1 protein-coding gene is annotated in these 619 nt (G+C 68.5%); it reads right to left on the bottom strand.

Features of this window, described 5'->3' with window-relative positions:
* Positions 1-619 (bottom strand): InlB B-repeat-containing protein (locus tag V6584_RS05700; RefSeq protein WP_340486252.1); only part of this gene is annotated, 619 nt, incomplete at both ends.

The following is a 619-nucleotide window of genomic DNA, read 5'->3' as shown; positions in this document are numbered from 1 at the left end:
GGTGGTGTCGGGTGTCCAGTGGGCGGTGAGGGTCAGGTCGCGGGTGACGGGTTGGTCGAAGTCGTAGGCCTGGCTTCCGTCGTACCAGCCGTTGAACCGGTGGCCGTCCCTGGTGGGGTCGGCGGGTCTGGCGGCTTTCTGCCCGTCGGTGACCTGTTGGGGCGGGACGGGGGTGCCGCCGGCCGGGTCGAAGGTGACGGTGCGTATGGCCGGTGGCGCGGGCTCGTAGGTGTAGGTCAGGTGCTGGTCGGGTTGGGGGGTGCCGTTGAGGGTCCAGGAGATGGTCACGTCGGCCTGGCCTGCCGCGTGGGCGGGGGTGGCCGCCGTCCAGGAGCCGTCCGCATTGGCCGTCAGGCCCGTGGCCGCCTGGCCGTCGAACTCCACACCCGTCAGCACAACCAGATAAGGAAGTGCAACACTCACGGGGTTCCCGTCCCTGTCATTCATGTCGGTGTTGCGCCCCAGCTGCCCGTATTCGTTGTCTCCCCAGGTGTAGAGGTTGCCGTCCGAGCCGATGGCCAGGGAATGGTAGTTGCCTCCGGCGATGACCGGGGTCCAGGTATCGACGCTGGAGGGTTTGGCCACCATGCCCGGGGTTGGGTCATGACTGTCGCCGCCC

The organism is Bifidobacterium favimelis (assembly GCF_037963085.1).
GTDB lineage: Bacteria > Actinomycetota > Actinomycetes > Actinomycetales > Bifidobacteriaceae > Bombiscardovia > Bombiscardovia favimelis.
Note: the sequence above shows the minus strand (reverse complement) of the source record. Positions and strands in the feature narration are given on the sequence as shown.